We start from the raw sequence: 22,411 nt of genomic DNA, 5'->3' as shown, positions 1-22,411 counted from the left end.
CGCCGGCGCCTGGCGTATCGACCAGGCACCAGCCAAACATTTAACCCGAGAGGCCGCCAGTCAGCCCCGGAACGGATAATTGACCTCGGCGGCGGCGATCCGTTTCGACACGAACGGCACCAGGGAGGGATCGGCGGTCCGCCAAGCCGCCTTACTGACGGCTCGTCGAGCGGCGTTGGCGCAGCGCCTCGAACAGGCACACACCGGTGGCCACCGATACATTGAGGCTACTGACGCTGCCGGCCATGGGCAGTCGGACCAGATAATCACAATGCTCGCGAGTCAGGCGCCGCATACCCTTGCCCTCGGCGCCCATCACCAGCACGATCGGGCCGCTGAGGTCCTGCTCGTAGATATCCTGCTCGGCCTCACCCGCCGTACCGACGATCCACAAGCCGCGCTGTTGCAGCTTTTCCAACGTTCTCGCGAGATTGGTGACGGCTACCAGCGGGATGACCTCGGCCGCACCGCAAGCCACCTTGCGCACGGTGGCATTCAGGGTGGCGGACTTGTCCTTGGGGATGATGACTGCCAGCGCACCGGCCGCATCGGCAGTACGCAGGCAGGCGCCCAGGTTGTGCGGGTCCGTGACACCGTCGAGCACGAGCAGCAGCGGCGCGCCCTCGGTACGGTCCAGCAACTCCTCGAGCATCGCATCGCCCCAGACCTGACTGGGGCTCACCTCGGCGACTACGCCCTGATGCACGCCTTCGACCCAGGCATCCATCTCGCGACGCTCACACTGCCCAATGCGCACCTTCGCCTGAGCAGCCAGCTGGATCAGCGTTTGCGCGCGAGGATCATCACGCCCCTCAGCCAGCCAGACCTGCTTGACCCGCTTCGGATGGTGACGCAACAACGCCTCGACGGCATGCACGCCGTAGATCTTCTCCAGATCGCTCATGACTTGGCCTTACGCTTGCGCGGCGCACTGCCGTCCGGTTTGGCAGATGCCTTGCCTGACGCCTTCGGCTTGGCCGAACCGCGCTTTGGCTTGCTCTTCGCAGCGCCTCCCTTGGCATCGGCGAGCAGGGCTTTCTTGATTTCGCGACTCTTGCGCACGTCCGCACTGACAGGTTCCGCGGACTTTGCCGAAGCGCTGTCGGCCGCCTTCTTGTTACGTCCTTCCTTGCGCGGAGCCCGATCATCGACCGCGGCACGCCCGGCACTCGTGCCCTTGCTACCGCCGCTGATCAACTCGAAGTCGATCTTGCGCTCGTCGAGATCGACACGCATCACCCGCACTTCGACGCTATCGCCGAGGCGGAAGCTGCGCCCGCTACGCTCGCCGGACAGGCGATGATGGAGCGGATCGAAGTGGTAGTAGTCACCCGGCATCGCAGTGACATGCACCAGCCCCTCGACGTAGATATCGGTCAGCTCGACGAACAACCCGAACCCGGTTACCGCGGTGATAACGCCCGGGAAGGTCTCGCCCACGCGGTCTTTCATGAACTCGCACTTGAGCCAGTTGACCACGTCACGGGTGGCTTCGTCGGCACGGCGCTCGGTCATCGAGCACTGCTCGCCGAGCTGCTCCAATGCCGCTTCGTCATAAGGGTAGATTCGCGCTTTGGGCATGCTGGTAGCGCCGGCCCTGCGAACGTGTGGCGTGTCGCGCCGGGAACGGATCACACTGCGTATCGCGCGATGGATCAGCAGATCCGGATAACGGCGAATCGGCGAAGTAAAGTGCGCGTACGCCTCGTAGTTCAGACCGAAGTGTCCGTTGTTGTCCGGACTGTAGACCGCCTGGCTGAGCGAGCGCAGCATGACCGTCTGAATCACATGGAAATCGGGCCGATCCTGGATACGTTCGAGCAACGCCTGGTAATCCTTGGGGGTCGGCCCTTCCTTGCCCTTGTGCAAGGTCAACCCCAACTCGCCGAGGAAGGCACGCAATTTCTCCTGGCGCTCCAACGGCGGACCGTCATGGACGCGATACAGACCGGGAATCTGGTGATCCTGTAGGAAACGCGCCGTGGCCACGTTGGCGCACAGCATGCATTCCTCGATCAGCTTGTGCGCATCGTTGCGCTCGGTGGGCTTGATCGCCGCGATCTTGCGCTCCGCTCCGAAGACGATCCGGGTTTCCTGGGTTTCGAAGTCGATTGCGCCACGCGTGTGCCGCGCCTTGAGCAATATCTTGTACAGCGCGTACAGCTGCTTGAGGTGTGGCACTACCGCGCCGTACTCGCCGATCAGGCGCTTGCCGTCAGCCGACGATGGCTGCTCCAACATACTGCTGACCTTGTTGTAGGTCAGCCGGGCGTGGGAGTGAATCACCGCTTCGTAGAACTGATAGTCGGTCATCTTCCCCGACTTGCTCAGGGTGATTTCGCAGACCATGGCCAGCCGATCGACATGCGGATTCAGTGAGCAGAGCCCGTTGGACAGCTCTTCGGGCAGCATCGGGACCACCCGCTCGGGGAAATACACCGAGGTGCCACGCACTTCGGCTTCCTGATCCAGCGCGGAACCTACCTTCACGTAATGCGACACATCGGCGATGGCGACGTATAGCCGGAAACCACCGGAGAACAGCTTCCAGCCGCTGAGTTTCTCGCAGTAGACGGCGTCATCGAAGTCGCGCGCATCTTCTCCGTCGATGGTGACAAACGGCAGGTGGCGCAGATCGACGCGCTTGAGCTTGTCCTTTTCCTCCACCTCCGGCTTGAGCTTGGCCGCTTCGCGCTTCACCGCTTCAGGCCAGACATGCGGAATGTCGAAGCTGCGCAACGCGACGTCGATTTCCATGCCTGGCGCCATGTAGTTACCGATCACCTCGACCACATCGCCCTGCGGCTGGAAGCGCTGGGTTGGCCAATGGGTGATCCTGATCTCGACGAACTGACCCGGCTTGGCATCCATGGAGCGGCCCGGGGTGACCAGGACCTCCTGCTGGATTTTCGGGTTGTCAGCCATGACGAAACCGATACCGCTTTCTTCCTGATACCGGCCGACGATGGTCTCGTGGGCACGGCTGATCACTTCAACGATGGCCCCCTCACGGCGGCCACGGCGATCGAGCCCGGCCACTCGCGCCAGACAGCGGTCACCATCGAAAACCAGGCGCATCTGCGCCGGACTGAGAAACAGGTCATCGCTGCCGTCATCCGGAATGAGGAATCCGAAACCGTCGCGATGGCCGCTGATTCGACCGCATACCAGGTCCAGCTTGTCCACCGGGGCATAGGTGCCGCGCCGGGTATAGATCAGCTGACCGTCACGCTCCATCGCACGCAAGCGGCGGCGCAGAGCCTCAATATCGTCTTCGGAGGATAATCCGAACTCTTCCACCAGCTGCTCACGGGCCGCTGGGGAGCCGCGTTCACTCAGGTGCTGCAGTATCAGCTCGCGGCTAGGGATGGGGTTTTCGTACTTTTCCGCTTCACGTGCGGCCTCGGGGTCGAGGGATTGCCAATCGGCCATTAAGAGATGTCACCTTTCATTCATGTATAGGGGCAGAACGCCCTGTCTCTATTGAAGCGCGAAACGCATGCCGACGGCAGCTTTCGAGCGAATTATTTTTCCCCGACGGGGCTTTACAAGGCATAACCTCGCCCGTATAGTTCGCGCCCACAATGTCTGGTAGACGTTGTAACACGGAAACGATGAACTATCATCGTTTGCAGTGCCCAGGTGGCGGAATTGGTAGACGCACTAGGTTCAGGTCCTAGCGGTGGCAACACCGTGGAAGTTCGAGTCTTCTCCTGGGCACCATTTACACCGATGAGATTCCTGGCTTTGCCAAGACTTTCATAAGCACGAGGTTTGTCGGCCTCGACCAGCAATCGACAAAAAAAGCCGATGAGCAATCATCGCAATGTGCCCAGGTGGCGGAATTGGTAGACGCACTAGGTTCAGGTCCTAGCGGTGGCAACACCGTGGAAGTTCGAGTCTTCTCCTGGGCACCACTCTTCAGAAAAAACCGAGCCAATGGCTCGGTTTTTTCGTTTCTGCGTTCTGCGTTCTGCGTTCGCCTCCGCGCCTCGACACGTTAGATCAAGCGGAAACGAAAAGGCCGCCCGGAGGCGGCCTTTCATCCAACAGCCTATCAGGCGTACGGATGGCGCAGCACGATGGTTTCGTTGCGGTCCGGGCCGGTCGATATGATGTCGATCGGCGCCTCGACCAGCTCTTCCAGCCGCTTGATGTAAGCACGCGCATTGGCGGGCAGCTCTTCGAGCGCCTTCAGGCCGACCGTGGACTCGGACCAGCCGGGCAGCTCTTCGTAGACAGGCTGCAGCCCTTGATAGCTGTCCGCATCGGTCGGTGCATCGACCAGAACCTCACCGTTACGATCCTTGTAGCCCACGCAGATACGGATGGTTTCCAGCCCGTCGAGCACATCCAGCTTGGTCAGGCAGATGCCCGAAACGCTGTTGATCTCGATGGCGCGACGCAGAATGACCGCATCGAACCAACCGCAGCGACGCGCGCGCCCGGTCGTCGAACCGAACTCGTGCCCACGCTCGGCAAGGCGGGCGCCGACCTCATCGAACAGCTCGGTCGGGAACGGACCGGAGCCGACGCGTGTCGTGTAGGCCTTGGTGATGCCGAGCACGTAGTCCAGGTACAGCGGACCGAAGCCAGAGCCTGTCGAGGTTCCACCGGCCGTGGTGCTGGAGCTGGTCACGTACGGATAGGTGCCATGGTCGATATCGAGCAACGAGCCCTGCGCGCCCTCGAACATGATCCGAGCGCCCTGCTTGCGCAGCTCGTGCAGGCGTGCCGAGACATCGATCATCATCGGCTTGAGGATTTCGGCGTAGGCCAGGGCCTCGTCGAGCGTCTTCTGGAAATCGACGGGCTCGACCTTGTAGAAGTTCTGCAGGATGAAGTTGTGGTATTCGAGCAATTCGCGCAACTTGACGGTAAAGCGCTCGGAATTGAACAGATCACCGATGCGCAGACCCCGACGTGCAACCTTGTCCTCGTAGGCCGGACCGATGCCACGACCAGTGGTCCCGATCTTGCCCTCGGAGCGGGAGGCTTCGCGCGCCTGGTCCAGCGCGACGTGGTACGGCAGGATCAAGGTACAGGCAGGACTGATACGCAGACGCTCGCGCACCGGCACACCCTTTTCCTCGAGCTTGGTGATCTCACGCATCAGCGCGTCGGGGGCAACAACCACACCATTGCCGATCAGACATTCCACGTTCTCACGCAGGATGCCGGACGGGATCAGGTGCAACACGGTTTTCTCGCCATCGATGACCAGCGTGTGACCCGCATTATGGCCGCCCTGAAAACGCACCACCGCCGCCGCCTGGTCGGTCAGCAGATCGACGATCTTGCCCTTGCCCTCATCACCCCACTGGGTGCCCAGGACCACGACATTCTTACCCATAAACCTTGTCCTCTTGGCGAAGCATGCCGGTTAACGACCGGCGGAAAAAACTGGAATACGATCTGGCGCGCTCGGGCGCAGCCCGCTAACGGGGCAACGGCGTTACGACCCAGGAGCCCTCTTGCATCAGCAGTTGCCGGTCGCAGCCAGCGCTCAGCGCTGCGTCGTCCCGCTCTCCATCCAGCGCCTGCACCACGCGCTCACCTTGCTCACGCAGCCTACAGATGGCGCGCCACAGGGAAGGGTCGGAGCAGTGCGACGCCCAGATACCGACACGCGGGGCGACGAGTTCGGCATTACCAAGGCTGACCAGCGTTTTCAGGTCGGTAGAGAAGCCCGTCGCCGGACGCGCCCGCCCGAAGTCAGCCCCAATGTCGTCATAACGTCCGCCCTGAGCAATCGACTGACCGACGCCTGGCACGAACACCGCAAACACGACCCCGGTGTGATAGTGGTAGCCGCGCAGCTCGCCCAGATCGAAATACAACGGCAGCTGCGGGTACCGCACCGCCAATTCATCGGCAATCCGGACCAGATCCTCGAGCGACTCGAGCACCACCGCCGGTGCGCCAGCGAGCGCCGAGCGCGCAGCGTCCAAGGTCTCACGGCCACCACAGAGACGCGCCAGAGCACGCAACATGCTCGCCAAAGCCGGCTCGACATCCGCCGTCAGCAGGGAAATCTCATCCATCGCCTTGCGCTGCAGCGCATCGAACAGACGCTGCTCAGCATCGCCGGAGAGGCCTGCAGCACGCGCCAGGCCGCGATAGATACCAACATGCCCCAGATCCATGTGCACATCCGGCACATCGGCCAGCGCGAGGGTTTCGAGCATCAAGCTGATCACCTCCAGATCGCTGGAGGTACTGCTGTCGCCGTAAAGCTCCGCGCCCAGCTGAATCGGGCTACGGGACGTCGCGAGTGCCTGCGGCTTGGCGTGCAGGACACTGCCGGCATAGCAAAGGCGACTGGGACCCTCGCGGCGCAGTGTGTGGGCATCGACGCGCGCCACTTGCGGCGTGATATCGGCGCGCAACCCCATCTGCCGGCCAGACAGCGGATCAATGACTTTGAACGTTTTCAGATCGAGATCCTGCCCCGCGCCCGTGAGCAGTGATTCGAGAAATTCGACATGCGGGGTGATGACCAGCTCATAGCCCCAGCACTGGAACAGATCCAGCACGCGACGTCGTGCGGTTTCGATACGCGCCGCCTCGGGCGGCAGCACCTCTTCGATGCCATCTGGCAGAAGCCAGCGGTCTACCGTTGCCATTTCGCCATCACCTCTCGATACGGCAAGCCTATTCAAGCAGACGAACACCGAGGTACGGCATGGGCCGCCCATCGGTCGCGTGCGATGTGTTCGGATCACGGCGACAGCGCCATGCCCGCAAGGGAGATCAGCATGGCTGACCATGCCCGGACCCGCCTACTTCCACTGGGGCGCAGACGCAAAAAAGCCGGGGCTTCCCCGGCTCGCGGATCATAGCAATGTTTCGCCAACGGGTCACCCGGTGGACGGCATCGTCCATCCGGGCGACCGCCCGATCATTGCGCGGTAGCAGACTCCAGGTAGCGGAAAAACTCGCTTTTGGGGTCAAGCACCAATACGTCGTCCTTGTTTGCGAAGCTTTCGCGGTAGGCCTGCAGGCTGCGATGGAAGGCATAGAACTCCCGATCCTGCCCATAGGCCGCCGCATAGATGGCAGCGGCTTGCGCATCACCATCACCGCGCAACTCCTCGGCCTCGCGGAACGCCTCGGCCAGCAGCACTCGACGCTGGCGATCGGCATCGGCGCGAATACCTTCGGCCAGCTCTTTACCTTTTGCCCGGTGCTCGCGCGCTTCGCGTTCACGCTCGGAACTCATCCGCTCGAACACGCTGCGGTTCACTTCACGAGGCAGATCGATTCCCTTGACCCGAACATCAACCACCTCGATACCAAGCTCCTGCTGTGCCGCACGATTCAAGCTGTTGGTCACCAACCCCATCAGCTCATCGCGCTGTCCCGACACCGACTCGTGCAGCGTGCGCTTACCGAACTGATCGCGCAACGCAGCCTCCAGGCGGCGCGCAAGACGCTCATCGGCGATCTGCTTGATGCCCGACGTCGCCGTATAGAAGCGCTCGGCATCATCCACCCGCCACTTGGCGTAGGAGTCGACCATCAGCGCTTTCTTTTCCAGCGTCAGGAAGCGAGCCGTACTGGTATCGAGCGTCATGAGACGCGCATCGAACTTGCGCACGCTGTTCACGTACGGAATCTTCAGATGAAGTCCCGGTTTGACATCCGGCTCGACGATACGGCCGAAGCGCAGCATCACCGCACGCTCGGTCTGGGAAACGATGTAAAAGCTGTTCCACAGCACGATCGCCAGCACCACACCCACAATCAGGGCGGTCAGGGATTTATTGCTCATTAGCGGACCTCCCTTGTACGCACTTCACGTGGATCCAGCTCCGGCGGCAGGCGCGTCGCCTGTGTCGAGGCGCCCGACGCAGATGCAGCAGGCGACCGCTCGGATGTAGCACCGCGGCTATTGATCATCTTGTCCAGCGGCAGATAGAGCAGGTTGTTCTGCCCCTTCTCACCCGTTACGAGCACTTTGCTGGTATTGCCCATGACCTCCTGCATCGTCTCGAGATACAGGCGTTCACGCGTCACTTCCGGCGCTTTGCGGTATTCGGCGACCAGCTTGGAGAAGCGGTCCGCCTCACCCTGGGCGCGCGAGATCACCGCATCGCGGTAGCCGCTCGCCTCTTCCAGCATGCGCTGAGCCTGACCACGCGCTTCGGGAATCACCCCATTGGCGTAGGACTCCGCCTGATTCTTTTCGCGCTGCTCGTCTTCCCGCGCTCGAATCACGTCATCGAAGGCTTCCTGTACTTCGCGCGGCGCAGCAGCGCTTTGCAGGTTGACCTGCGTGACGATGATGCCGGTACCGTAGTTGTCGAGGAAACGCTGCAAGCGCTCCTTCACTTCGCCCGCCATCGCCTCACGCCCCTCGGTCAGCACCTGGTCCATCGCCGTTGAGCCTACGACGTGCCGCACGGCGCTGTCGGTAGCGTGCTGCAGGGACGCTTCCGGATCCTCGACATTGAGCACGAACGCCTGCAGGTCGTTGATCTTGTACTGAACGGTCAGCGGAACCTCGATGATGTTCTCGTCCTCGGTCAGCATCTGCCCCTGCTTGCTATAGGAGCGCTCCCGGGTGACGTTAGCCTGGAACTTGCGATCGAATGGCGGGAAATAGATATTCAGACCCGGCCCCACTGTTTCGTGGTACTTGCCGAAGCGCAAGATCACCGCCTGCTCCTGCTCATCAACGATGTAGATCGCATTGAACAGCCAGACGGCCAGCAGCAGCACCAGGCCGACCCAGGCCAACCCGAATCCACCGCGCCGCCCGGATCCGCCACCTGACGAACCGCCGCTACGCTTCTTGCCACCGAACATGCCATTGAGGCTGTCCTGCAATTTGCGGAAAGCCTCATCCAGGTCCGGCGGACCCTTCTGATCGCCGCCGCCACGCCGGCCACCGCCGCCGCTACCCCAGGGATCCTGGTTATTCGAGTTGCCACCCGGCTCATTCCAAGCCATAGCGCTCTCCATTCAGATAAAGCTAAAGACGCGCCCGCGGCGCGCCCGCCAATGCTACCGAAAAGCCCGTAACGAACGGCTTAAAAGCCCCCGAGCTTTATTGCAAAGTGTGTTGATCGAAGAATTGCTCCGCTTCGAAACCCGCGCGACTGATCAACCGGTGCAGCTCGACACGCTGCAAACGAACGGTGAGCAGGCTGCCACCCTCTTCGTCATGCGCTTCCGATTGCACCGCGCCCAGCTCGAACAGCTGCGCACGTAGACGGCCGAGGGACTGAGGAAGCCGAAGCGTTCCGACGAACAGGTCATTGCCCAGCAACTCGGCGATGGCCTGTTTCAATAGATCGAGGCCCAACCCCTGTTGTGCCGATATCCAGACCCGCTGCGGCACGCCATCGGCATTGCGCTGAATCTGCGGCTCGATGCCTTCGAGCAGATCGACCTTGTTGTAGACCTCGAGTATCGGCAGTTCCTGGGCGCCGATTTCGGTCAGCACGGCCAACACCTGCTCGATTTGCTGGTCCCGTTCAGGCTCGTGCGCATCGATGACATGCAACAAGAGATCGGCATTGCTGGATTCTTCCAGCGTGGCGCGAAACGACTCGACTAGCTTGTGCGGCAAATGGCGAATGAAACCCACCGTGTCAGCGAGCACTACAGGCCCGAGATCACCGAGCTCCAGCCGGCGCAAGGTTGGATCGAGCGTCGCGAACAATTGATTGGCGGCGTAGACCTCAGATTCGGTCAGCGCATTGAACAGCGTCGACTTACCGGCGTTGGTGTAACCCACCAGCGAAACCAGAGGGATATCGGCACGGCGCCGACCACGACGAGCCTGCTCGCGCTGGCCGCGAACCTTCTCCAGTCGCTGCTTGATCTGACGGATGCGCACCCGCAACAGGCGCCGGTCGGTTTCAAGCTGCGTCTCACCCGGCCCCCGCAGGCCGATACCACCCTTCTGGCGCTCGAGGTGAGTCCAGCCACGCACCAACCGCGTACTCATGTGCTCCAGCTGGGCCAGTTCGACCTGCAGCTTGCCTTCGTGGGTCCGCGCGCGCTGAGCGAAGATGTCCAGGATCAGGCCGGTGCGGTCGAGCACGCGGCATTCGAGCGCTCGCTCGAGGTTGCGCTCCTGACTGGGTGTCAGAGTGTGATTGAAGATGACGAGCTCGACCTCGCCATCTTTGACGAGGTCATGCAGCTCGTCGACCTTGCCGCTGCCAATCAGGAACCGGGCCGAAGGCTGGTGCCTGGCTACATTGACGAAGCCAACGGTTTCGGCGCCGGCCGAACGCGCCAGCTCCCGAAACTCTTGAGGGTCCTCACGCGCCGCTGGATCCTGACCATCCAGATGAACCAGGATAGCCCGCTCACCACCACCGGGACGTTCGAAGAACAATGAAAGCCCCCTTTAGTCGTTACCCGACTCGGACTGCTCCGCATCGCCAGCGGCAGGCAAGCGAACCGGACGACCGGGAACGACCGTCGAGATAGCATGCTTGTAAACCATCTGGCTGACCGTGTTCTTCAGCAGGATGACGAATTGGTCGAAAGACTCGATCTGGCCCTGCAGTTTGATGCCATTGACCAGATAGATGGAAACCGGAACGCGTTCCTTACGCAGGGTGTTCAGGTAAGGGTCTTGTAGCGAATGCCCTTTTGACATGTGCCGCACTCCTTAAAGGATCTTTTTCATTAATTTTTAGAATCGAACTCGGCTGATCAGTGATTTGAGAATAGCCGGTCAAATTGCAGTGTCAGCTCAATATGGTGAGCCTCTCCAAGTATTTCAATGCTCGCGGCAGATTGTCGCAGGCCGAGCTTTCCAGCCAGTGAACCCCCTCCCATCCTCGCAGCCAGGTCAGCTGACGCTTGGCCAGCTGTCGAGTAGCAATGACGCCGCGCTGCACCATCTCCTCTCGTGAGCAGGCACCGTCCAGGTAACTCCAGACCTGACGATAGCCCACGGCACGCATGGAAGGCAGTTCGGGATGCAGATCAGCACGCCCGCGAAGATATTCGACCTCTTCGACGAAGCCCTGTTCAACCATCGCCACGAAGCGCTGTTCGATACGCTGATGCAGGACCTGCCGCTGCGCGGGCGCAACGGACAACTGCGCGACAGTATAAGGCAAGACGCCGCCGTCTGGCGTGCCCGCTCCGGCTTTTTGCTGCCTTTGTCGAGCACGGTGCTCACTCATGCTGATGCCGCTGACGCGGTAGACCTCGAGCGCCCTGACAAGGCGCTGCGGATCGTTGGGATGAATGCGCGCGGCAGACTCCGGATCGACCTCCATCAACTGCCGGTGAAGCGCCGCAAGACCTTCGGTTCTGGCTTGCGCCTCCAGCTCCGCGCGAACCTGTGGATCGGCGGATGGCATCTGTGCAAGTCCTTCGCTCAGTGCCTTGAAGTAGAGCATCGTGCCCCCCACCAGCAGCGGTATGCGCCCGGCAGCCGTGCTTTCAGCCATTGCAGCAAGGGCATCGGCCGCGAACTCCGCCGCCGAGTAGCTCTGCGCCGGGTCACGGATGTCGATCAGACGGTGCGGAAATGCCTGCAGCAGTTCGGCAGAGGGCTTGGCGGTACCGATGTCCATCTCCCGGTAGACCAGCGCCGAATCAACGCTGATCAGGTCGCAGGGCAGCACTTGTGCGAGCTCGATCGCCAGATCGGTCTTGCCGGCTGCGGTCGGGCCCATGAGAAAGATGGCGGGAGGTAGTCGAGACATGTGGACTCAGAACGGGAAGCATCGGGTCCGGAGGCGGCACCCGAGGACGAGAAAGAAGGCTAGCGACCGCGAAGAAAAAGCTTGTCCAGGTCAGCCATACCCATCTGCGTCCAGGTTGGACGCCCATGGTTGCACTGGCCACTGCGCTCGGTCTGCTCCATGTCGCGCAGCAGCCCGTTCATTTCCGGCACGGTGAGACGTCGATTCGCGCGTACCGCGCCGTGACAGGCCATGGTGCCAAGCAGCTCGTTGAGGTGCGCCTGGATGCGGTCACTGGTGCCATATTCGAGCAGGTCGGCGAGCACGTCCTGCACCAGCCGTGAGGCCTCCGCCTGCTTGAGCAGGGACGGAATCTGGCGGATGGCCAGGCTCTCGGGGCCAAGCCGCTGCAGTTCGAAACCCAGCATCTGGAACCAACGCACGTGCTCCTCGGCGCAATCAGCTTCGCGCTGGCTGACGGCAATCGACTCGGGCACCAGCAATGGCTGACCCCGCAGCCCTTCACTGGCCATCGCGGTCTTCAGCCGCTCGTACATGATTCGCTCATGGGCCGCATGCATGTCCACCAGCACCAGGCCGTGCGCGTTCTCAGCGAGGATATAGATGCCCTTGAGCTGGGCCAGCGCGTAACCGAGCGGAGGGATGTCGTCCTGGCTTTCCGGCAGGGCCGCAGCACTCGTCTCGGCCAACGGCGAAAAGAACGCCCGATAGGCACCCTGCGCTTCCGCAACGCTGCCCGCAGCCTGTGTTCGAGGGGCCTGATATCCCGCGCCCGCACCGAGCCAGGCAGGCTGCGGCGCCTGAGGCTCGAGCACGCTGGCGGCGAGACTCATCTCGTTCTGCCCGGCAAACTCACCGGCTTCCCGACCGCTAACCTGAACCGCTGGCCCCGTGCTGGCGGGAGCAGCCAGTTGGTCGTCCGGCCGCACGTCGCCGAGCGCACGATGCAGGGTGCCGTAGAGGAAATCGTGCACCATGCGGCTATCGCGGAAGCGCACTTCATGCTTGGTCGGATGAACATTGACGTCGACCACCGCCGGATCGACATCCAGAAACAGCACGAAGGTCGGATGCCGGCCATTGAACAGCACGTCGCGATAGGCTTGCCGCACGGCATGTGCCACCAGCTTGTCGCGCACCATCCGTCCATTGACGTAGAAATACTGCAGATCCGCCTGGCTGCGAGAGAAGGTCGGCAAGCCAACCCAACCCCACAGGTGCAGGCCGTTGCGTTCGATCTCGACCGGGAGCGCCTGTTCGAGGAAGGCCGGACCGCACACCGAGGCCACACGGCGCCCGCGCGACGCCGGATCGTTGGCCGGGTGCAGGGCCAGGATGGGCTTGCCGTTGTGGCGTAGATGAAAGGCAACGTCGAAGCGCGCCAGCGCCAACCGCTTGATGACTTCCTGCAGGTGGTCGAACTCGGTTTTTTCGGTGCGCAGGAATTTGCGCCGCGCCGGGGTATTGAAGAACAGGTCGCGCACCTCGACCGAGGTGCCGACGGGATGCGCCGCGGGCTGGACCCTGGCAGCCATCTCGCGGCCTTCGGTTTCGACCTGCCACGCCTCGGCCGCATCGGCGGTGCGCGAAGTGAGTGTCAGCCGTGACACCGAACTGATCGAGGCCAGTGCCTCGCCGCGAAAGCCGAGGCTCATCACCCGCTCCAGGTCCTCCAGGTCGCGGATCTTGCTGGTCGCGTGCCGAGCCAATGCCAACGGCAGATCATCGGCTGGGATGCCGCAACCATCGTCACGCACACGCAACAATTTCACGCCGCCCTGCTCGACATCCACCTCGATACGCGTGGCGCCCGAATCGAGGCTGTTCTCCAGCAGCTCCTTGATGACCGAGGCAGGCCGCTCGACGACCTCGCCCGCCGCGATCTGGTTGGCCAGTCGCGGACTCAACAACTGAATGCGTGCCACGTCGGTCATGGCTGGGAGGCCAGCGTGGTAGCAGGGATGTTCAGCGTCTGACCGACCTTGATCACGTCGCTTTTCAGACTGTTGGCACTGCGCAGCGCCGGCAGGCTGACCTGATAGCGCTCGGCCAGCAAGGCGAGACTCTCGCCAGACCGAACCACGTGCTCGCGTGGCGCGCTGACGATCTTGCCGGAATCACGCAACCAGGCCACGTAAGTACCCGGCGGCGGGTTTTCCTGGAAGAACTGCTTCACGCCGCTGTGAATGGAGCGCGCCAGGGATTGCTGATGCGCCGCCGTTTGCAGCTTGCGCGCCTCTGATGGATTGGAGATGAAGCCGGTCTCGACCAGGATCGACGGGATGTCAGGAGATTTCAGGACCATGAAGCCGGCCTGCTCGACCCGCGATTTGTGCAGCGGGGTGATCCGACCCATGTTGCTCAACACTTTCTGCCCGACATTGAGACTGGACGACAGGGAGGCGGTCATCGACAGGTCCAGCAAGACACCCGCGAGCATCTGGTCCTTGTCGCCCAGGCTGACGTTGCCCGCCCCTCCGATCAGGTCCGAGCGGTTTTCGCTATCGGCCAGCCAGCGCGCGGTTTCAGAGGTGGCGCCACGATCGGACAAGGCGAACACGGACGCGCCATAAGCGGAAGAACGCGGCGCAGCGTCGGCATGTATCGAGACGAACAGGTCCGCGCCCTTCTTGCGGGCAATTTCAGTGCGTTTACGCAGCGGAATGAAGTAATCCCCCGTACGCACGAGTTCGCCCCGATAGCCCTTTTCGGCATTGATCTGACGCTGCAGCTCCTTGGCGATCTGCAGCACCACATTTTTCTCGTACGTCTTGCCCGGGCCGATGGCCCCCGGATCCTCGCCGCCGTGGCCGGCGTCGATGGCGACCACGATGTCGCGCTTGGTGGACGGCAACGGTGGCAGTTTCAACGCCGGCAACGTCGGCGACACCGGCGCGGCGGGCTTGCTCGGCGTGGTGGTCGCCGGAACGCTGGCGGTGGTCGACGGCTCGGCGCCTTCGTCGAACAGGTCGACGACCAGGCGGTCGCCGTACTGCTGGTTGGGGGGCAGCGTAAAGCTCTTCGGCGTGACCGCCGCGGACAGGTCGATGACCACGCGGAGCGTGTCGGCATCGAACTTCGCTGCGCGCAAACCGGAAATGGGCGTGTTGTCGAGGGGCAACTGGTCGAACGGCTTGGGCAGACTGCCGCCTTCTACATCGATCACAATGCGATCAGGCGCCGAAAGCGTAAAAATCTTATGCTCCACCGGACCGGAAAGATCGAACACCAGGCGGGTATTATCCGGCGCTCGCCACAAGCGCACGCTCTGCACGTCAGACGCAGCCAAGACCTGAACGGCCGCAAGCATCAATGCCAAACCACTAACCAGCGCGCGCATGCGCATACCCAACCCCATGATGTTCATTGATTGCCGACGGTCAGGCTGGAACACCAGCCCTCACCGTGCACGCCATGTGGCGTCAGGCGCAGCATACGGCCGGCCCCGTGGGGCGTAATGGTAATGTCCAGGTCAGCCTTTGGCAAAATGCCGGCGCCACGTTCCGGCCACTCTACCAGGCACAACGCACCACCCTCGAAATAGTCGCGGATGCCGAGAAATTCGAGCTCTTCCGGATCGACCAACCGATACAGATCGAAATGGAAGACCCGCGCCGTGGGGGTTTCATAGGGTTCGACCAGGGTGAAGGTCGGACTCTTGACCTTGCCTTCGTGCCCCAGGCCTCGAATCAGCCCGCGTGACAGCGTGGTCTTGCCGGCTCCCAGATCGCCATGCAGGTAGATCACGCCCCGACCACCGGTCGCTTGGGCGATGCGCGCACCCAGCGAAAGCATAGCCTCTTCGTCCGGCGCAACCAGCGTCACTTCAGGCATGGCGAACGCTCCTCGAGCAATTGACGGACCATCGGTATCAGATCAGCCGCTGCCAGCCCCCTGCCCTGCGCACCCAGCCGCTCTCCGGCCGACGCGTGCAACCAGGCCGACAGACACGCCGTGCCGTAGGGGGCCAGCCCCTGCGCCAGTAACGCACCCGCAATGCCCGCCAGCACATCACCCAGACCCGCGCTGGCCATCGCCGGATGCCCACGATCGCATAGCGCCATGCGACCGTCTGGGTCAGCGATCAGCGTGCCTGCGCCCTTGAGCAGCACGACGCACTTGAAGCGGGCCGCCAAGGCGCGGGCGGCGGCTGGACGGTCAGCCTGCACGTCAGCCACCGACATGCCCAGCAACCGCGCGGCCTCGCCTGGATGCGGGGTCAGCAGGCAGTCGCTCGGCAACTCCACCGCACCGGCGGCCAGCAGATTCAGCGCATCGGCATCCCACACCTGTGGCACCTGGCATTGCGGGGCGAGCGACAGCAAACTGCGCCCCCACGGCGCTTGCCCCAGGCCGGGGCCGATCACCAATACATCCGCACGCTGAGCCAATGCCGTCAGTGCGTAGGTGGATTCGACACCGCTGCACATGATTTCCGGGCGCCGCACCAGCGAAGCGGTGACGTGTTCCGGCCGGGTTGCCAGGGTCACCATGCCCGCACCGCAGCGCAATGCCGCCTCGGCCGTCAGCAAGGCAGCGCCACCGGTACCGAGATCGCCGCCGATGACCAAGACCTGACCAAAGCTGCCTTTATGCGCGGTCGGGGAACGGGGCGTGAGCACGGGCAAATTCGCTTCGGACAATCGCACCGCGGCGCATGCGCTCTGCTCCATTACCTGCGCATCGGCTTGCAGATCATCGAAGACCAACGCGCCGGTCCGGTCCGGCCCCTCGCCAGTAAACAGGCCCAGCTTGAGACCGATGAAGGTCACGGTCAGATCGGCACGCACCACCTCGCCCAACAGACGCCCGGTGTCGGCACACAGCCCTGACGGCAGATCGACCGCGAAGATCGGCAGCGCACTCTCGTTCATCGCGCGAATGGCGCTGGCATAAGGCTCGCGGACCGCACCGGTGATACCGGTGCCAAGCAGCGCATCGACCAGCACGCCGCGTAGCTCGGCGCCGGACGACCAAGGCGTGATGCGGACGCCTGCTGCCTGGGCCTCATTGAATGCCTGGGCGGCATCACCCTGCAGCTGTTGGGGTTCGCCCACCGCCAGGACCTGAACCTGGCGACCGGCACGCTGCGCCAGCGCTGCGATCAGGTAGCCATCTCCGGCGTTGTTACCACGTCCGGCCAGCACGGTAAGTTCCTCGGCGTCCGGCCAGCGCCGGCGCAGGGCACGCCAGGCGGCATGAGCGGCGCGCTGCATCAGTTCGAAACCAGGCGTCCCGGCGGCGATCAGCCGAGCGTCGAGGTCACGCACCTGAGCGGCCGAATAAAGACGATTGGGGAGTGTATCGGTGGTCTGGGACATGAATCACCCGAGCGAATATCTGGCAGAATTATACGCATGCGCCCGGCCGACCGCCCGCGGCGCGTCGGCGGCCGATTGATAGAAAAGATTGCCGCCTCAGGAAAGCCGCGCCGCGACTCCGCAGACCGAAACACAGCCCGCCCATTGCACACCGCAACACCGACGACCGAAGCCATGCCCAGCACCACCCTCGACCCAGCCGCACTTGCCGACTCCATCAAGGAGTGGGGCCGCGAGCTCGGCTTCCAGCAGGTCGGTATCACCGGTGTCGACCTGGGCGAGCACGAGGCCCACCTCGACCGCTGGCTGGCCGCGGGCTATCACGGCGAGATGGACTATATGGCTGCCCACGGCAGCAAACGTTCCCACCCGGAGCAACTGGTGCCGGGCACGCTGCGGGTGGTCTCGCTGCGCATGGACTACCTGCCGGGCGACACGCGCATGGCCGAGCAACTGGCGCATCCGGAAAACGCCTACGTGTCCCGCTACGCGCTGGGCCGCGACTACCACAAGCTGATCCGCAAACGCCTGCAACAGCTGGCCGAGCGCATCCAGCAGGTGATCGGCCCCTTCGGCTTCCGCGCCTTCGTCGACAGCGCACCAGTGCTGGAAAAAGCCGTGGCGCAGCAGGCCGGCCTCGGCTGGATCGGCAAGAACACCCTGGTGCTCAATCGCAAGGCCGGCAGCTGGTTCTTCCTTGGCGAACTCTTTGTGGACATCGACCTGCCAGTCGACCCACCCACCGAACGTGACCACTGCGGTAGCTGCCACGCCTGCCTGGACATCTGCCCGACCGAGGCTTTCATCGGCGAGCGCGTACTGGATGCGCGGCGCTGCATCTCCTACCTGACCATCGAGCTGAAAGGGCCGATCCCTGTCGAGCTCCGTTCGAAGGTCGGCAACCGCGTCTTCGGCTGCGACGACTGCCAGATCGTCTGCCCCTGGAATCGCTTCGCCAAACCGACCGAGCAGACCGACTTCCGACCCCGCCACAGCCTCGACAATGCCGAGCTGGCAACGCTGTTTCGCTGGACGGAAGACGAATTCCTCAGCCGCACCGAAGGCTCGCCGCTGCGGCGAACCGGTTATCAGAACTGGTTGCGCAACCTGGCCGTTGGCCTCGGCAATGCGCCCTCCAGCATCCCGGTGCTTGAAGCGCTGCACGCCCGCCGTGACGACCCGTCCGAACTGGTACGCGAACATGTCGAGTGGGCACTGGCGCAGCATGAAGCCCGCCAGCGCGCCTGATCGTGGCGCGTGTCACCACCTGCTAGCCATATCAATGTGCATATCGCACATGCCGTAATTGGTATTGGGAGGGAATCGCTCCGCTGTCTAGGCTTCAACCGGCGCAGCGCCGCCCGCTACCCAACCAGCCTTGGCGACGTGCGCTCACGCAAAAAACAACAACAATGTCAGGTGAAGCCATGCAACCCAGATTGCTACTCAACGGAATTGCCCTCGCGCTTATGATCAGTACATTCGGCGCTCAGGCCGCAGGCCTGTCGAACCAGCACGGCAGCTTCGGCAAGATGCCGGACGGCACGCCCATCGAGAAATACACCTTGAAGAACAGCCAGGGCGTCGAGGCCGTGGTGATCACTTATGGCGGCATCCTCCAGTCGCTGCTGGTACCGGACAAGAACGGCAAGCTCGAGGATATCGTGCTTGGCTTCGATGACGTCGACGGCTACATCAAGAACGGCAATGTCTATTTCGGCGCCACCATCGGGCGCTTCGGCAATCGCATCGCCGATGGCCGCTTCGAACTCGACGGCACCACTTATCAGATCCCGCAGAACGACGGCAGCAACGCCCTGCACGGTGGGCCGGAGGGCTTCGACAAGCGGGTCTGGAAGGCCAAGCCCGCCGATGAGGACGGCTGGGTCGGCGTCGAGTTGAGCTACGTGTCGCCCGATGGCGAGATGGGCTTCCCCGGCACCATGACCACCCACGTGACCTACAGCCTCAACGAAGACAACGAGTTGCGCATCCAGTACCGCGCCACCACCGACAAGCCGACGGTGCTCAACCTGACCAACCACAGCTACTTCAACCTCGCGGGGGCCGGCAACCCGAGCGTGCTCGATCAGGTCGCCACTTTATATGCCTCACGCTACACGCCGGTGACGCAAAAGCTGATCCCCACCGGCGAGCTGGCCGAGGTCAAGGGCACGCCGATGGACTTCCTCCAGCCAACCCGCTTTGGCGAACACATAAAGGATGATCATCAGCAGCTGAAATTCGCCGAGGCCAAGGCCGGCGGCTTCGATTTCAACTGGGTGCTGGACACCGACGGCGACCTCAGCAAGCTGGCCGCCGAAGTACACGACCCCGAGTCCGGACGGCGGCTGCTGATGTACACCACCGAGCCCGGCGTTCAGCTCTACACCGGCAACTTCCTCGACGGCAGCATCCACGGCAAGGGCGGCAAGGCGTACCCGCACTGGAGCGCCTTCACCCTGGAAACCCAGCACTACCCGGACTCGCCCAACCAACCGAACTTCCCGAGTACCCGCCTGGATCCGGGCAAGACCTACACCCAGACCACCCTCTACAAGTTCCCCAAGCCCTGATGCAGAAAAGGCCCCGCGAGGGGCCTTTCTTCACGGCGGACGGTGAGCACGGTCAGCTCACAGGCGGCTCACCACTCGGCCACACTGCCGTCGGCGTGACGCCAGACCGGGTTGCGCCAGCGATGACCGATACGCGCCTGCTCCAGCACGTAATCCTCGTTGATCTCGATACCCAGCCCAGGCCCGTTCGGGATCGCGACGAAGCCATCCTCGTACTCGAACACCTCGCGGTTATTGATGTAATCGAGCAGGTCGTTGCCCTGGTTGTAGTGGATGCCCAGGCTCTGCTCCTGAATGAAGGCGTTGTAGCAGACCCCGTCCAGCTGCAAGCACGCGGCCAGGGCAATCGGCCCGAGCGGGCAATGCAGCGCCAGCGCGACATCGTAGGCCTCGGCCATGCTGGCGATCTTGCGCGTTTCGGTGATGCCGCCGGCGTGCGAGGTGTCGGGCTGGACGATGTCGACGTAGCCCTCGGCGAGGATGCGCTTGAAATCCCAGCGTGAATACAAGCGTTCGCCCAGGGCGATGGGTGCACAGGACAGCGGGGCCAGCTCCTTGAGCGCCTCGTAGTTATCGCTGAGTACCGGCTCCTCGATGAACATCGGCCGGTAGGGTTCGAGTTCCTTGATCAGAATCTTTGCCATGGGTTTGTGCACGCGCCCGTGAAAATCCACGCCGATGCCGATGTTCTTGCCCACCGCATCGCGCACGGCGGCCATGTTCGCCAGCACCGCATCGACCTTGCCGTGGCTGTCGACGAACTGCAGCTCCTCGCTGGCGTTCATCTTCACCGCGCTGAACCCCCGCGCCACGGCATCGCGGGCGGCGTTGGCGGTATCCGCTGGGCGATCACCGCCGATCCAGGAATAGACGCGGATGCGCTCGCGCACCCGGCCACCGAGCAATTCGCTGACCGAGACACCCAGCGCCTTGCCCTTGATGTCCCACAGCGCCTGATCGATGCCGGCAATGGCACTCATGAGGATTGGCCCGCCGCGGTAGAAGCCGCTGCGGTACATCACCGTCCAGAGGTCTTCGACGTTACGCGGGTCGCGCCCCACCAGGTAGTCGGACAATTCGTCCACTGCCGCGGCGACGCTCTGCGCGCGGCCTTCGACGACAGGCTCACCCCAGCCGGTGATACCTTCATCGGTTTCGATCTTCAGGAACAGCCAGCGTGGCGGCACGACCAGCGTGGTAAGACGGGTAATTTTCATCTAGAGGTCTCGCAATGAAGGGTCAGGCCATCGCCGCGCGGCGGGCCTGGATAAAGGCATGCGCCCGGCGGCCCACCTCGTCAGCGGGCAATCCCGGTGAATAGAGTGCCGAGCCAAGACCGAAGCCGGCGGCTCCCTCCCGCAGATACGCCGCCATGCTGTCCGGCGTGATACCGCCCACCGGCAGCAGCGCCGTGCCGGCCGGCAGCACGGCCAGCCAGGCTTTCATCGCGCCGATACCGACCTGTTCGGCCGGGAACACCTTGAGCGCGTCGGCGCCCGCCGCCAGCGCAGCAAAGGCTTCGCTCGGCGTGGCAACACCCGGCGTGAGATAAAGGCCCGCGTCCTTCGCGGCGTGCAGCACCGAAACATCGCAGTGCGGCATGACGATCAACTGCCCGCCAGCCTCCTTGACGGCCAGCACCTGCTGCGCGGAAAGCACGGTGCCGGCGCCGATCAGGCAATCCTCAGGCAGACTCCGACGCAGGATTTCGATGCTGCGCAGCGGTTGGGGCGAATTGAGCGGGACCTCGATGATCCTTATCCCGGCGGCGTAGAGCGCACTGCCGATCGCCTCGGCTTCGTCGGGGCGCAGGCCCCGGAGAATCGCGATTAACCCGTTAATGGCGAGCGTACGGTCGAACATTCGGTTCTCCTGCAGTGTCGGGGGTGACCAGGCCAGCGCCCGCGGCAATCTTCCACAGCCCGGCAGCCGTGGCCTCGGGCGCGAAGCGCAGCGATTCGAAGCCGCCGTGCTCGAGCGCCCACAGGTAACGAGCACAGAGCGCTGAATGGCCGATAAGGACGATGGGCTGCGACGGCGGCACCTGCAGCGTCGCCGTCATGGCCGCCAGCTCGTGGCCGATGAGCAGGCCGGACAGGTAATCGCCTTGTGCATCGCCGCTGAGTTCGCCGGTCAGTACCAGCGTACGGCTGCTGAAGATGGTCGAAAGTGGCCCGGCCTGGCCCTCGCTCGACCTGGCGACCTGCAGGCCGCGCTCGAAGGCCGCGGCGTTGAAGCTGTCGCCGGTCACTGCCGTACGGCCGAGGATCGTATGGCCGAGCAGCGCCCGATAGACCTCCCCGGTCATGTACGTCTGGAAGCGGCTGAGCTGCCCCTGCTCCACCGTGACCCACTTGCTGTGACTGCCCGGCAGGCCGACCAACAATGGCGCAAGCGGATCGACATCGTCGTCGAGCAGGCCGAACACCTGAGTTTCCTCGCCGCGCATCACGTTAGGCACGCCGCCGCGCTGAATCACGCCAGGCACCAGCCACAGCGGCATGCCGCGCAGGCGCTCGATGGGCAGCGGCGTCAGCTCGCCAGCACCGAGCGGCGCTTCGAGATAGCCGACTTCCCGCCAACCCTGAGCGCTGCCGACCATGCCGCAGGCGATCAGCGGAGCCTCTAGCGCGGCCCGCTGCCAGTCGCCGCAGGCCTGCTCCAAAGCATGCTCGAAGCCCGCCTCGCTGCCGTCCAACTGCATGACGCCCAATGGCAGGTTGCGCACCTCCAGCGTTTCGCCGGCCGCACCGAGCCGATAAGCGCGCAGCGAACTGGTGCCCCAGTCCAGCGCGATTAGCTGTGTATCCACGGGAATTCTCCAGCGCGC

Annotated in this window: 18 protein-coding genes and 2 tRNA genes; 4 read left to right on the top strand and 16 right to left on the bottom strand. The window is 63.3% G+C overall.

Translation table 11 applies throughout. From position 1 onward, the window contains the following. Window positions 1-151 precede the first annotated feature (151 nt). Window positions 152-904: a 23S rRNA (guanosine(2251)-2'-O)-methyltransferase RlmB gene (gene rlmB / locus KVO92_RS14725; protein WP_217476309.1), complete on the bottom strand. Its 753-nt coding sequence runs from the start codon at window positions 902-904 to the stop codon at window positions 152-154. After that, complete coding sequence (gene rnr, locus KVO92_RS14720; protein WP_217476308.1) at window positions 901-3,432, bottom strand: ribonuclease R; 2,532 nt, start codon at window positions 3,430-3,432, stop codon at window positions 901-903. Before rnr ends, rlmB begins: the two co-directional genes overlap by 4 nt. 204 nt (window positions 3,433-3,636) lie before the next feature. Here rnr and KVO92_RS14715 point away from each other — a divergent pair. Both KVO92_RS14715 and KVO92_RS14710 read left to right on the top strand, forming a co-directional pair. Next, window positions 3,637-3,723: transfer RNA gene (locus KVO92_RS14715), tRNA-Leu, on the top strand. Window positions 3,724-3,830: 107 nt separating this feature from the next. Further along, window positions 3,831-3,917 (top strand) — tRNA-Leu (locus KVO92_RS14710). A 140-nt stretch (window positions 3,918-4,057) separates the two neighbouring features. On the opposite strand, the gene KVO92_RS14705 is transcribed toward KVO92_RS14710, so the two are convergent. The 11 genes from KVO92_RS14705 to KVO92_RS14655 all read right to left on the bottom strand — a co-directional run bounded on the left by KVO92_RS14705 (window position 4,058) and on the right by KVO92_RS14655 (window position 17,005). Continuing rightward, window positions 4,058-5,353 carry an adenylosuccinate synthase gene (locus KVO92_RS14705; RefSeq protein ID WP_217476307.1) on the bottom strand — a complete coding sequence of 432 codons (1,296 nt, stop codon included), beginning with the start codon at window positions 5,351-5,353 and terminating at the stop codon, window positions 4,058-4,060. An 85-nt stretch (window positions 5,354-5,438) separates the two neighbouring features. After that, window positions 5,439-6,626, bottom strand: a complete 1,188-nt coding sequence (locus KVO92_RS14700; RefSeq protein WP_217476306.1) for an ATP phosphoribosyltransferase regulatory subunit — start codon at window positions 6,624-6,626, stop codon at window positions 5,439-5,441. Window positions 6,627-6,901: 275 nt separating this feature from the next. Next, window positions 6,902-7,774, bottom strand: a complete 873-nt coding sequence (hflC, locus tag KVO92_RS14695; protein WP_217476305.1) for a protease modulator HflC — start codon at window positions 7,772-7,774, stop codon at window positions 6,902-6,904. Next, entirely contained in the window at window positions 7,774-8,955 is a 1,182-nt protein-coding gene (gene hflK, locus KVO92_RS14690) for an FtsH protease activity modulator HflK (protein WP_217476304.1), read from the bottom strand. The genes hflC and hflK overlap by 1 nt, the downstream gene beginning before the upstream one ends. Window positions 8,956-9,052: 97 nt before the next feature. Continuing rightward, window positions 9,053-10,354: a ribosome rescue GTPase HflX gene (gene hflX, locus KVO92_RS14685; protein ID WP_217476303.1), complete on the bottom strand. Its 1,302-nt coding sequence runs from the start codon at window positions 10,352-10,354 to the stop codon at window positions 9,053-9,055. A 12-nt stretch (window positions 10,355-10,366) separates the two neighbouring features. Then, window positions 10,367-10,621 (bottom strand): RNA chaperone Hfq, encoded by a 255-nt coding sequence (gene hfq, locus KVO92_RS14680; protein WP_021206763.1) that lies wholly within the window; start codon window positions 10,619-10,621, stop codon window positions 10,367-10,369. 91 nt (window positions 10,622-10,712) lie between these two features. Beyond that, window positions 10,713-11,684: a tRNA (adenosine(37)-N6)-dimethylallyltransferase MiaA gene (miaA, locus tag KVO92_RS14675; protein ID WP_217476302.1), complete on the bottom strand. Its 972-nt coding sequence runs from the start codon at window positions 11,682-11,684 to the stop codon at window positions 10,713-10,715. A gap of 59 nt (window positions 11,685-11,743) precedes the next feature. Beyond that, window positions 11,744-13,618, bottom strand: a complete 1,875-nt coding sequence (mutL, locus tag KVO92_RS14670; RefSeq protein WP_217476301.1) for a DNA mismatch repair endonuclease MutL — start codon at window positions 13,616-13,618, stop codon at window positions 11,744-11,746. Beyond that, window positions 13,615-15,042, bottom strand: coding sequence for an N-acetylmuramoyl-L-alanine amidase (locus tag KVO92_RS14665; RefSeq protein WP_217477266.1), 1,428 nt, complete (start codon window positions 15,040-15,042; stop codon window positions 13,615-13,617). Before KVO92_RS14665 ends, mutL begins: the two co-directional genes overlap by 4 nt. Before the next feature lie 5 nt (window positions 15,043-15,047). Next, window positions 15,048-15,518, bottom strand: a complete 471-nt coding sequence (gene tsaE / locus KVO92_RS14660; RefSeq protein ID WP_217476300.1) for a tRNA (adenosine(37)-N6)-threonylcarbamoyltransferase complex ATPase subunit type 1 TsaE — start codon at window positions 15,516-15,518, stop codon at window positions 15,048-15,050. Further along, complete coding sequence (locus KVO92_RS14655) at window positions 15,506-17,005, bottom strand: NAD(P)H-hydrate dehydratase (RefSeq protein WP_217476299.1); 1,500 nt, start codon at window positions 17,003-17,005, stop codon at window positions 15,506-15,508. The genes tsaE and KVO92_RS14655 overlap by 13 nt, the downstream gene beginning before the upstream one ends. A 174-nt stretch (window positions 17,006-17,179) precedes the next feature. Here KVO92_RS14655 and queG point away from each other — a divergent pair, with 174 nt between their 5' ends. After that, on the top strand, window positions 17,180-18,253 hold the full coding sequence (queG, locus tag KVO92_RS14650; RefSeq protein WP_217476298.1) for a tRNA epoxyqueuosine(34) reductase QueG: 1,074 nt from the start codon (window positions 17,180-17,182) through the stop codon (window positions 18,251-18,253). Between the two features lie 179 nt (window positions 18,254-18,432). After that, complete coding sequence (locus KVO92_RS14645) at window positions 18,433-19,581, top strand: aldose epimerase family protein (protein WP_217476297.1); 1,149 nt, start codon at window positions 18,433-18,435, stop codon at window positions 19,579-19,581. A 68-nt stretch (window positions 19,582-19,649) separates the two neighbouring features. On the opposite strand, the gene dgoD is transcribed toward KVO92_RS14645, so the two are convergent. Genes dgoD through KVO92_RS14630 form a run of 3 tightly spaced genes read right to left on the bottom strand, consistent with a single transcriptional unit; the run spans window position 19,650 to window position 22,393 of the window. Next, the gene (gene dgoD, locus KVO92_RS14640) at window positions 19,650-20,798 is read right to left on the bottom strand and encodes a galactonate dehydratase (RefSeq protein WP_217476296.1); all 1,149 of its coding nucleotides are present in this window, start codon (window positions 20,796-20,798) and stop codon (window positions 19,650-19,652) included. Between the two features lie 22 nt (window positions 20,799-20,820). Next, window positions 20,821-21,444, bottom strand: a complete 624-nt coding sequence (locus KVO92_RS14635) for a 2-dehydro-3-deoxy-6-phosphogalactonate aldolase (protein WP_217476295.1) — start codon at window positions 21,442-21,444, stop codon at window positions 20,821-20,823. Next, on the bottom strand, window positions 21,419-22,393 hold the full coding sequence (locus KVO92_RS14630) for a 2-dehydro-3-deoxygalactonokinase (RefSeq protein WP_217476294.1): 975 nt from the start codon (window positions 22,391-22,393) through the stop codon (window positions 21,419-21,421). The genes KVO92_RS14635 and KVO92_RS14630 overlap by 26 nt, the downstream gene beginning before the upstream one ends. Window positions 22,394-22,411: the final 18 nt, after the last annotated feature.

Source organism: Stutzerimonas stutzeri (assembly GCF_019090095.1).
Taxonomy (GTDB): domain Bacteria; phylum Pseudomonadota; class Gammaproteobacteria; order Pseudomonadales; family Pseudomonadaceae; genus Stutzerimonas; species Stutzerimonas stutzeri_AN.
This window is presented reverse-complemented; position numbering and strand designations above follow the sequence as displayed.

Bases quoted from the DNA above. Each gene is read 5' to 3' on its own strand.
- rlmB (WP_217476309.1), bottom strand. From the start codon at position 904: ATGAGCGATCTGGAGAAGATCTACGGCGTGCATGCCGTCGAGGCGTTG.
- rnr (WP_217476308.1), bottom strand. From the start codon at position 3,432: ATGGCCGATTGGCAATCCCTCGACCCCGAGGCCGCACGTGAAGCGGAA.
- KVO92_RS14705 (WP_217476307.1), bottom strand. From the start codon at position 5,353: ATGGGTAAGAATGTCGTGGTCCTGGGCACCCAGTGGGGTGATGAGGGC.
- KVO92_RS14700 (WP_217476306.1), bottom strand. From the start codon at position 6,626: ATGGCAACGGTAGACCGCTGGCTTCTGCCAGATGGCATCGAAGAGGTG.
- hflC (WP_217476305.1), bottom strand. From the start codon at position 7,774: ATGAGCAATAAATCCCTGACCGCCCTGATTGTGGGTGTGGTGCTGGCG.
- hflK (WP_217476304.1), bottom strand. From the start codon at position 8,955: ATGGCTTGGAATGAGCCGGGTGGCAACTCGAATAACCAGGATCCCTGG.
- hfq (WP_021206763.1), bottom strand. From the start codon at position 10,621: ATGTCAAAAGGGCATTCGCTACAAGACCCTTACCTGAACACCCTGCGT.
- miaA (WP_217476302.1), bottom strand. From the start codon at position 11,684: ATGTCTCGACTACCTCCCGCCATCTTTCTCATGGGCCCGACCGCAGCC.
- mutL (WP_217476301.1), bottom strand. From the start codon at position 13,618: ATGACCGACGTGGCACGCATTCAGTTGTTGAGTCCGCGACTGGCCAAC.
- KVO92_RS14665 (WP_217477266.1), bottom strand. From the start codon at position 15,042: ATGGGGTTGGGTATGCGCATGCGCGCGCTGGTTAGTGGTTTGGCATTG.
- tsaE (WP_217476300.1), bottom strand. From the start codon at position 15,518: ATGCCTGAAGTGACGCTGGTTGCGCCGGACGAAGAGGCTATGCTTTCG.
- KVO92_RS14655 (WP_217476299.1), bottom strand. From the start codon at position 17,005: ATGTCCCAGACCACCGATACACTCCCCAATCGTCTTTATTCGGCCGCT.
- queG (WP_217476298.1), top strand. From the start codon at position 17,180: ATGCCCAGCACCACCCTCGACCCAGCCGCACTTGCCGACTCCATCAAG.
- KVO92_RS14645 (WP_217476297.1), top strand. From the start codon at position 18,433: ATGCAACCCAGATTGCTACTCAACGGAATTGCCCTCGCGCTTATGATC.
- dgoD (WP_217476296.1), bottom strand. From the start codon at position 20,798: ATGAAAATTACCCGTCTTACCACGCTGGTCGTGCCGCCACGCTGGCTG.
- KVO92_RS14635 (WP_217476295.1), bottom strand. From the start codon at position 21,444: ATGTTCGACCGTACGCTCGCCATTAACGGGTTAATCGCGATTCTCCGG.